At 32.7% G+C, this 7,907-nt stretch carries 9 protein-coding genes; all 9 read left to right on the top strand.

The features are described 5' to 3' along the window. Complete coding sequence (locus tag BMW37_RS14565; protein WP_093322687.1) at nt 1–165, top strand: IS66 family transposase; 165 nt, start codon at nt 1–3, stop codon at nt 163–165. Continuing rightward, a complete protein-coding gene (locus tag BMW37_RS16090) occupies nt 165–383 on the top strand; it encodes a transposase domain-containing protein (RefSeq protein WP_093322689.1) in 219 nt (72 codons plus the stop codon). The genes BMW37_RS14565 and BMW37_RS16090 overlap by 1 nt, the downstream gene beginning before the upstream one ends. Nucleotides 384–445: 62 nt before the next feature. Further along, nucleotides 446–1,351, top strand: a complete 906-nt coding sequence (locus BMW37_RS14575) for a glycosyltransferase family 2 protein (protein WP_093322692.1) — start codon at nt 446–448, stop codon at nt 1,349–1,351. A gap of 24 nt (nt 1,352–1,375) precedes the next feature. After that, the gene (locus BMW37_RS14580) at nt 1,376–2,308 is read left to right on the top strand and encodes a glycosyltransferase family 2 protein (RefSeq protein WP_093322695.1); all 933 of its coding nucleotides are present in this window, start codon (nt 1,376–1,378) and stop codon (nt 2,306–2,308) included. Then, the gene (gene wbaP / locus BMW37_RS14585) at nt 2,308–3,747 is read left to right on the top strand and encodes an undecaprenyl-phosphate galactose phosphotransferase WbaP (RefSeq protein ID WP_093322697.1); all 1,440 of its coding nucleotides are present in this window, start codon (nt 2,308–2,310) and stop codon (nt 3,745–3,747) included. Before BMW37_RS14580 ends, wbaP begins: the two co-directional genes overlap by 1 nt. 19 nt (nt 3,748–3,766) lie before the next feature. Then, nucleotides 3,767–4,303 (top strand): dTDP-4-dehydrorhamnose 3,5-epimerase, encoded by a 537-nt coding sequence (rfbC, locus tag BMW37_RS14590; RefSeq protein ID WP_093322700.1) that lies wholly within the window; start codon nt 3,767–3,769, stop codon nt 4,301–4,303. Between the two features lie 1,025 nt (nt 4,304–5,328). After that, nucleotides 5,329–6,882: a hypothetical protein gene (locus BMW37_RS14595; protein WP_093322703.1), complete on the top strand. Its 1,554-nt coding sequence runs from the start codon at nt 5,329–5,331 to the stop codon at nt 6,880–6,882. Nucleotides 6,883–7,155: 273 nt separating this feature from the next. After that, nucleotides 7,156–7,302 (top strand): glycosyltransferase family 9 protein, encoded by a 147-nt coding sequence (locus BMW37_RS15030; protein ID WP_143047688.1) that lies wholly within the window; start codon nt 7,156–7,158, stop codon nt 7,300–7,302. A 126-nt stretch (nt 7,303–7,428) separates the two neighbouring features. Continuing rightward, nucleotides 7,429–7,907 (top strand): transposase (locus tag BMW37_RS14600; protein WP_483887625.1); only part of this gene is annotated, 479 nt, incomplete at its 3' end.

The following is a 7,907-nucleotide window of genomic DNA, read 5'->3' on the forward strand; positions in this document are numbered from 1 at the left end:
ATCAATCAGTGGGAATATTTAACTGCCTATACGCAAAATGGGGATTGGCCAATTGATAATAATCCCGTCGAAAGAGAGATAAGACCGATGGCAGTAGGAGGATATAACTGGATGTTTTCTGATACCCCAAAAGGTGCTGATACAAGTGCTTTAATTTTAGTTTAGTGCTTACCTGCCGAGCAAATCAAGCTAATCCCTATGAGCGGCTTACTCATATATTTAAAGAATTACTAAAGCGTGAAACGGGTGCTGATATAACAGATTTACTGCCATTGAATCATAGAAAAAATGGCAATTCAAAATGTCAAGGTGTAGTTAAATTGGCGCTTACGATAACAATACTATATTGTTCAAAATTTTTTCTGTTATTTTGTTACGTGTAAGTTTGCTCCTAGTTGTTTAAACTCTGATTTCTTTGATTTACATTTTTGAGGTTTTTTCATATATGCAAGTAGCCGCTATTGTTGTAACCTATGAACCGGACAGTGATTTAATCACAAGATTGCATTTTCTTGCTGCTCAAGTTGAGGTTATTTATATTGTTGATAATGGTTCAAGTCGTTTTTACTCCAGATTTGTTAATATTTTGGGGTCTAATATATCTAATAAGATCATATTAATAAGTCTTGAAGAAAATTTAGGAATTGCAACAGCACTTAACATAGGATGTAAATATGCTGAGAATGACAATTATGATTTTGTTGTTACTTTTGACCAAGATTCCTGCCCAGAATTGAATTATATTACCGAACTATTAAATACTTATAGACGTAAATCTTTGTGCTCTAATGTAGCTATTGTGGGAGGGATTATTAATGAAGCGATCAGGGGAAATTCAAACTATCAATATCTGACTTTATCTCGTTGGGGATTTAAACGAATTAGAGAAAGTGAGGATTTTAGTGTTATGATGTTAATTACATCAGGATGTTTAGTTGATTTATCTGTTATTAAAAGAATTGGTGGTTTTATTGATAAATTATTTATTGATTATGTTGATACTGAATTTTCATTACGCTGTTTGGATAATAATTATACATTATGGGTTTCTACAAAGGCTATTTTGAATCATAATTTAGGTAATAAAACGGAACATTATTTATTTAAATTCAGATTTCTTACAACTAATCATAGCCCTATAAGGCGTTATTATATGGCCCGTAACTCAGTTTATATGTACAAACGATACGCGTGGAGGTTTTTTGGGTGGTTTTTGTTTGATATAAGTGCTCTAATCTATACTTTGTTTAAAATTATTATTTTTGAGGAAAGCAAATTTCTTAAGCTTAAAATGTATTTTAGGGGTTGGGTTGATGGTCTTTGTGGGAATTTCGGGAAGTTTAAAGAATGATCTATTTTTTAATGAGTATTTCTAATGAATAAAAAAGATATTTTTTCAATAATAGTGCCTACCTACAATCCTGGTAACTTATGGCAAACTTGGTGTGCTTGTATTGATGAACAGAAAATTAAAAATTTTACGATTATTCAAATAGATTCTAATTCTGATGAAATTTTATGTGAGACACCTATAGCCGATCGCCTGATATGCCATATTATCCCTAGAGCTGAATTTAATCATGGCGGTACGCGTAATTTTGGAGCTTCGCTTGCGGATAATGATGTCGAGTACTTAGTTTTTATGACACAGGATGCTTTATTGACAGGTTGCTTAAGCTTAGAAATCCTTTTGGAACCTTTCAGAGATCCAACTGTTGCTGCAGTTTGTGGAAGGCAATTGCCCCATGATAATGCTAACGCAATTGCTGCTCATGCTCGTTTTTTCAATTATCCGGCTGAATCATCCGTTAAATCACTTGCCGACAAATCTAATTTTGGCCTTAAAACTGCATTTATGTCTAACTCCTTTGCTGCTTACAGAAAATCAGTTTTTGATGAGTTAGGTGGATTCCCACATGACGCCATTTTAGCGGAAGATATGTATCTAACTGCTAAAATGCTTTTAGCTGGTTATAAAATTGCTTACGCTGGAGGCGCTACAGTAAAACACTCCCATAATTATTCTATTATTGAAGAGTTTAAGCGCTATTTCGATATTGGAGTTTTTCATAGTATGGAGCCGTGGATTATGGTCATTTTTGGCAAAGCTGAAGGAGAGGGTAAAAAATTTGTCCTATCGGAAATCCAATATCTTCTCAGGCATAATCCATTTTTATTACCTAAAGCTTTTGCTCAGACATTCGCCAAATATTTTGGTTATAAGCTTGGTGGACTTTATAAATATTTACCATTAAGCGTTTGTAAGCAAATGAGTATGACTAAATCTTTTTGGAATGAGGAAAAATAATGAAGTTGTTATTTTTAAGTCGTGAGCGAAAAATGCGACTCGGTCTCATGTTAGGTGATATTATTACTTATAATTTAGCCCTTTTACTTGCTTATAAGCTACTCTATTTTTTTTCACCGAATGTGGATAATCATCTACCTGATCATCTTTTTGAAAAGCGCTTTATAGTTCAATTTGTTTTATCTGGTTTGCTATGCGGATGGTTTTTATCTCGATTAAGACACTATTCTTATCGTAAGCCCTTTTGGCTTGAGCTGAAAGAAATATTAAGAACTTTGATTATTTTTGCTGTTTTAGATCTTGCGATTGTAGCCTTTTCTAAATGGGGATTTTCACGTACGCTTTGGGTGCTTACCTTTACAGCTATTTTTATTATCCTTCCATTGATGCGATTTTCTATTAAGATGTTTTTTATAAAAACTGGAATTTGGCAGAAAAGTACCGTTTTAGTGGGTGCAGGGAAGAATGCATTAGATGTTTACTCCGCAATTGGAAGCGAAAAATTCTTGGGATATCAGGTTAATCATTTTATTCAAGTTGATGGATTAGACAACCTGAGTAAAGTCTTTCCTGATTCATATGTAAAAAAAAGCACTATTGAGAATTTTTTTGCGATGAAATTTATTTCAGATACAGTGTTTATAATTGCCTTGGAAAGTGGACAGGAAAAAACTCAGCAGCAAGTAATTAATCATCTATCAAATAAGCAACATCGCAATGTTCATATTGTGCCTGATATCCGTGGTATTCCTTTGTACGGAACAGATATGTCCTTTATTTTTAGTCACGAAGTGATTTTATTTCGCTTAAATAACAATCTTGCAAAACGCACTTCACGCTTTTTTAAACGGGCATTTGATTTATCGTGTGCGACAGCGTTAGTTATGTTACTTTCTCCTCTTTTACTATGGATTTATCTTTCCATTAAAAAAGATGATGGGAAAGTAATTTATGCCCATGAGCGGATTGGTAGGAATGGTAAGCCATTTAATTGTTTAAAATTCCGCAGTATGGTGACAAATTCTCAAGAAATTCTTAATGATTTATTAGAAAATGATCCTGCTAGCCGTGAGGAATGGGAGCGAGATTTTAAATTAAAGAATGATCCTAGAATTACCAAGATAGGTGCTTTTTTACGCAAAACTAGCCTCGATGAACTCCCTCAGCTTTTTAATGTCATTAAAGGTGAAATGAGTTTGGTTGGACCAAGACCAATTATAGAAGAAGAGTTGCTCCGTTACCGTGATAGTGTTAATTATTATCTTATGGCCAAGCCAGGTATGACAGGGTTGTGGCAAGTAAGTGGCCGAAATGATATAGACTACGAGCGGCGAGTTTATTTCGATGTATGGTATGTAAAAAACTGGTCTTTATGGAACGATATTGCTATTCTGTTTAAAACAATTAACGTCGTACTAAATCGTACGGGTGCCTATTAAATCTTCTTTTGAGTTAAGTATGCAAATAATAGAAACTAAAATACATGATGTAAAAATTATTCAACCCAAAGTCTTCGGTGATACTCGTGGTTTTTTCTTAGAGACTTTCCAAGCCGACCGTTATCGTGAAATGCTAAACATAGATTACGATTTTGTACAAGATAACTATTCTCGCTCAGGCAAAAATGTTTTACGTGGCTTACATTACCAAACAGTAAATGCCCAAGGTAAATTAGTTCGTGTTGCAAGAGGATCTGTTTTTGATGTTGCGGTTGATATCCGTAAAGATTCTCCCACTTACGGTGCTTGGGACGGTTTGATCTTATCCGAAGAGAATCAATCTCAACTTTGGATTCCGCCCGGCTTAGCACATGGTTTTTTTGTATTAACTGATATGGCAGACTTTGAATACAAATGTACTGATTATTATAATCCAGGTAATGAAGGGTGTTTAATTTGGAACGATCCCACGGTTAATATCGATTGGCCGTTAAATGGCAATACACCTCTATTATCAGATAAAGATAAATTGGGTAAGCTATTTAGTGAAATTTAAATTATTAATCTTCAAAGCATGTCTTAATCAAAAAGTGGCTTAATGCATAATTTGCTACCACACAGTTTGTGTAGCTAATCCATGAATTCATATTCCAAATAAATGTATAGGTGATGGGAATCACCTCAGGTAAACGCATAACAAAGATATTTGAAAGCCCATTGTGTAGTTGTATAACCCAAATTTCGCATTAAGTAATTTTTTAATTATGTTTAAAAATCAGATTTCTAGCTGATCTTCTGTGATTACTATTACAGGTTTAACTTTAGATTTAATATCAATAATTTATTAGTGAGATGGTGTGGTTTTGGTCTATTATCGCATTTAGGCGATCATTCGTATAGTATTGTAAGTTATTGATTTTTTTATTTGTTTTGGCGTGTATATTAAATAAAAAACTTGAAGAGATGCTTGATTTGTGAATAAATATAGGTTACTAATCAAAATTTTAAAACAAAGGACCATCGCTTGGAAAAGAACTCTATCATATCAACTAAATCAATAAAAGCAGCTTTTAATCCTAGCCATATTCTTAAGTTATCACGCAGAGTAAAATCCACTCAGAACACTACACCCTGCAAATCTTGTAGAAGCATTGATACATGCATTAAGCTGCCAAGACCATACTAATTTAACCGATATTTTTAAGGTTGTAGTGACATAATGATTTTAGACACTCATTAAGAGGGCAATTCAAAATTGTCGGATACGGAGTAATAAGCTGAATGAAAATAAACCACTGATGAAGTGTCGTTAAATGTAACTGTGATGTCAAAATTGCGTTCTCTTCGATAACGCACTAACAAGCTAAGCGTCACTTGCAATAACGACTTGGTTGGCTTACCGGCATTAAATTAATCTTTCCAGAGCGTTGGAACACTCGGGATACAAGAGACTGGGATTATGAAGCCAAAATAGTATTTAACCTAGTTAAAGAAAATAAGGCAAATAGCAGTGAAAAAAATGGACAGATCGCTTGATATTTATCGAACCTTCTTTCATCTTCATTTTAAGTAAGGAATTATATGTTTTTTAATAAATTTTTTTTTTATGAAAAGTTCAAAATAGAAAGGCCAAATCAATTTTTTTATTGGGTTTTATGTATTATATTTTTTATTTTTATTATTTTTAGCCTCAGATATCAATACTTGCTTCTTGACTATAGGGAATGGGGAGATGAGTCTGAAACGATTATTACGGTAAAAATGATGGCGGCAGGAATGAAATTATACTCGGAAATTTTCAATCATCATGGCCCCTTAACATTTATGCCCGGTTTACTTTTAGAAAATTTTGATAGTTTTGGTATATCTGGTCATAGAGTTATAATCGCTTTTTTTCAAGTTTTAGCAGTTGTATTTATTTATACATCACCAATACTTAAGAGTCGTGTTCCCAAAATACTAGCCTCAGTAACGGCTATTACTGTTATTTTAGTTTTTATGCCAAAAATGCACGGGCATATGTACGCATATCAAACCTTGGCTGGAATTATGCTATTAATAATTCTTGCACAATATACACTTCCTGCGATTCTATTAGATAATGAACTTAAACCATCAGTTATTTTTTTGGGGACTTTATTGATTTCATCATTACCTTTTTTAGCAATTACTTACATACCAATTAGCATTTTAATATTTTTAGCATCATTTAGAAAAAAAAATATAAATTACATTTTTTTTGGTGTATCTTTAGGCTTGATAGTTAATTTGTTTTTTTTATATGTGTATGGTTCATTTCATGGGTTTGCTGCTTTTCACATATACCTAAATACAAAAATTCTGCCATTTTATATTTATAATGAGCCTTTATCATTATTTCATCTTGTTTTAAAAGCAACTCAGGTTCTTATATTTGATAGAGGCCATTTGATTTCTTTTATTGCAATATTGTTGAGTTTTTTTTATGCATCTTTAGAAAAGAGGCAACTTTGGCGCATAGCATTGCTGATTATAGCATTATGCAGCTTATTAATAAGAGGTAAAGGTTTTCATGGGATGCCTTATTTTTACGCCATTATCCCAATTCTTGTTTTGAACTTTAATTTAATTGAATATAAATACGTTTATGTGAGATATGTTATTTTCTTTTTTTTACTTTCTTGTTTGACCAAAGTATCTCTTATTATCCCCAAGGATTTACAAAAAATACTCTCATCACCTATTCCTGTAGAAACTGAATTTTCTAAGTTAGTTAATCAATTTACTAGTCCAGATGATAGGATTATTGCATATTCTTTTCAAAACCATGAATATTTAGCTTCTGAAAGGCTACCCGCCTCGGGATATTTTTTCTATTTGCCATGGCAGGAAAAATATAATGAAAATCCTAAGTTTGGTATTGCTATTAATGCATGTGACCAGATTAAAAAAGTAGCACCTAAAATAATGTTAATTGATAAATGGATGGTTTGGGACAAATTTCCATGGGAGAGCTACGCTGGTTGTATTGATAGATTTCTTGAAAGTGCTTATTATAAGTTACCTAACAAACCATATTATATTAGGAAAGATTTGCTAGTAGATTCTGATGAATATTTTACACCACACTTAATTAATAGAGAATTGATTCGATAAATCCATTAGATAAGAACTTTAATGAAAATGAACCACTGATGGTGTGCTGTGAAGTTAGCTATTAGGTTGCTAACATGCTTTATCTAAGATTGTGGTAGGTCTAAACATCATTTGGCAAGCACAGGTGTTAAATCAGGTCCAGCTGCGTTATTTAAGAGATACAGTGGTTAGCGCCGAGTTGTGATGGTATAGTTTTGTTTAGTGATAAGAAATAATATTGCGAATTTTGTTTATAAATATAGTTTCAATGAGCTTCTAATTTAAGAGATAAAAATGAATAAAATTTTAGTTGTTAGGCTAGATTTCATTGGTGATTTAATCGTAACCACTGCATTTATTGATGCGCTACATAAGCAGTATCCAAGTGCACAAACATTCGTAGGATCTTATAAGTTATTGATTTGGTTTTATTTATTTTGATATGTGGTTTTTGTGTGCTTTTTATGCAGTTTTTGGCGTGTATATTAAATTAAAAACTTGAAGAGATGCTCGATTTGTGATCAAATATAGGTTACGAATCAACATTTTAAAACAAAGGAGCATCTCTTGGAAAGTCAATTTACCACATTTACTCAATCAATTAAAGCAGTTTTTAATCCTAGCCATATTCTTAAGTTATCACGTAAAGTAAAATTCACTCAGAAACTCAGAACACTACACCCTGCAAATCTTATAGGAGCATTGATACATGCATTAAGCTGCCAAGACCATGCTAATTTAACCGATATTTTAAGGGTACTGAATGAACGCTATCAAGAGCTGTTAAATTATAAACCTTACCACAACCAAATTAAAAAGCCTGAGTTTACGAACTTACTTCAATCTCTGACGGAACAAGCCACTAAAGAACTATTAATTCAGCCTTTTCAATCTAGCTTGCCACCTGAGTATCCATTTAAACATATTCATTTACATGATGGTTCTTCATTGACACTCCATGAAAAATTAAAAGATGTCTATCAAGGTAGATTTACTAAAACTGCACCCGCAGCAATTGAAATGCATCTTACACTTGATTTAGTAGC

The sequence above is a fragment of the Thorsellia anophelis DSM 18579 genome, assembly GCF_900111395.1.
GTDB lineage: Bacteria > Pseudomonadota > Gammaproteobacteria > Enterobacterales > Thorselliaceae > Thorsellia > Thorsellia anophelis.

What these genes read in the sequence shown, in the direction of transcription:
- wbaP (WP_093322697.1), top strand. Translation starts at nt 2,308, where the DNA reads ATGAAGTTGTTATTTTTAAGTCGTGAGCGAAAAATGCGACTCGGTCTC.
- BMW37_RS14575 (WP_093322692.1), top strand. Translation starts at nt 446, where the DNA reads ATGCAAGTAGCCGCTATTGTTGTAACCTATGAACCGGACAGTGATTTA.
- BMW37_RS14595 (WP_093322703.1), top strand. Translation starts at nt 5,329, where the DNA reads ATGTTTTTTAATAAATTTTTTTTTTATGAAAAGTTCAAAATAGAAAGG.
- BMW37_RS14580 (WP_093322695.1), top strand. Translation starts at nt 1,376, where the DNA reads ATGAATAAAAAAGATATTTTTTCAATAATAGTGCCTACCTACAATCCT.
- rfbC (WP_093322700.1), top strand. Translation starts at nt 3,767, where the DNA reads ATGCAAATAATAGAAACTAAAATACATGATGTAAAAATTATTCAACCC.
- BMW37_RS15030 (WP_143047688.1), top strand. Translation starts at nt 7,156, where the DNA reads ATGAATAAAATTTTAGTTGTTAGGCTAGATTTCATTGGTGATTTAATC.